Origin of the sequence: Paraclostridium sp., from assembly GCF_051657365.1 — a bacterium.
Classification (GTDB): domain Bacteria; phylum Bacillota; class Clostridia; order Peptostreptococcales; family Peptostreptococcaceae; genus Paraclostridium.
In genome coordinates, this window is the sequence record NZ_JBOFKN010000197.1 from 1 (window position 1) to 1,275 (window position 1,275).

The window sequence follows — 1,275 nt, forward strand, 5'->3', positions numbered from 1 at the left end:
ATTAGACTAGGGCTATTTGCACTCTAGTAGAGCGAGGAATCTAGTAGATTCATTATATTTAATGTGATATTTTTTCAAATATCTAGCCACCATCACTTCCAAAGATACTACCAAAAGGTAAGATATTATCTAGCTTTTGTGTAGTCAGTGTTGGCTGATTGTTAAACTTAATTAACCATCTGATTATATATTAACCATTCTTAAAAAGATTATACATGTGATTTAAATTTTTTTATATAAGTTTTTAATTTTTTAAATCTATTTACTAAATTGAAGTTTATATTACTTTGATACTTTAAACACCAATCCAAATGTATTCGATACAAATACATTTGACATAATTAAAATAATGTTGATTTACTCTAATTGATTTTTTCAAAAATTAACTTTTTAAATTAACTATTATAACATCCTTTGGATTATCCATACATCCTAACAACTCTGTAAAAACATCCTCATAGTGTTTATTCCATTGTTCTTCTGAAGTTTCTATATAAGTTGGATCATCTACAATATTTAAAAGTAATAATTTAACATTAAATCCCTTTTCCTTTAATTTAACTAAAAAAGTAATTCTATTTCCCATTTGATAATATTTATTAAACCAAGCATCTTCATTGTAAGGTGATGATGAAATTTTATTATGCACTGATTTCATAGAAGTTTTAATTTGATTAATACTTTTAGGACTACTTGCACTACACTTCGTACAAGTTTCCTTAATATTTGCCTTAGCTTCAACTAAAATAATCGTACCATTTTCATCTATTCCTACTCCATCCCATGATGGTCCTTTATCGGGCCAAAAATCCAATTGTTCTTTAGAGATCCCTGGAATTTCATATGTTTTCAATTCTTTGTAATTATCCTTAAGTAATGGTGATAACCATTTAATATTACCTATATTACTATCTTTACTTTGAATAGCTTTTGTAAGAACTATTCCATCATATAAATTAACTACTGTTTGCATCCAAAACTTACTTCCCTTTTTACCTCTTCCTATAGATGTGTTGCTTGCCACAATATTCATCCCCTTTAAAATTTTACTTCCTTACCTTTCTTATATTATATCATCTAAGAGTTTCGATTCAGCTTTTATTATTGTATATTTCCCATGTTTAAATGTAGAATACAAAAAGCACTGATTTGATAGCCTAAGCCTTCAAATTCAGTGCTTTTCCAAGGAGTAATGTTAATTACATCCTTATCCTCTTTTGACTTTTATTAAATATAGTTTGCAAATTAGCTATACCTCTAACCTTTGGTCATTAG

The 1,275-nt window shown here is 27.2% G+C and carries 1 protein-coding gene; it reads right to left on the reverse strand.

Features of this window, described 5'->3' with window-relative positions; all coding sequences use genetic code 11:
- Nucleotides 1-382: 382 nt before the first annotated feature.
- Nucleotides 383-1,024 carry a hypothetical protein gene (locus ACRCYC_RS15340; RefSeq protein WP_438619987.1) on the reverse strand — a complete coding sequence of 214 codons (642 nt, stop codon included), beginning with the start codon at nt 1,022-1,024 and terminating at the stop codon, nt 383-385.
- Nucleotides 1,025-1,275 lie beyond the last annotated feature (251 nt).